General features: G+C 74.9%; 1 protein-coding gene. It reads left to right on the top strand.

All coding sequences use genetic code 11. From position 1 onward, the window contains the following. On the top strand, window positions 1–211 hold a 211-nt coding region (locus tag GTW40_RS31565; protein ID WP_161183556.1), incomplete at both ends, for a hypothetical protein.

Below are 211 nucleotides of genomic sequence, written 5' to 3'. Positions count from 1 at the left end.
GCACCGTCAGCTGGGACTGGGAGCCCGGCACCTGGCGGGCCGTCGCCCAGCGCGAACGGATCACCGGCCCCGACGGCGACCCGGTCGACGAGCGGTTCTACGCGATCGTCGCCGACCTGGTCGACGCGCCGAGCGAACTCGTCCACCCCGACGGCCGGATCGTCTGGCACGCGGACACCAACGTGTGGGGGCGCCGCTTCCGGCGACCCGC

Source organism: Streptomyces sp. SID4985, from assembly GCF_009863025.1.
Taxonomy (GTDB): Bacteria; Actinomycetota; Actinomycetes; order Streptomycetales; family Streptomycetaceae; genus Streptomyces.
Note: the sequence above shows the minus strand (reverse complement) of the source record. Positions and strands in the feature narration are given on the sequence as shown.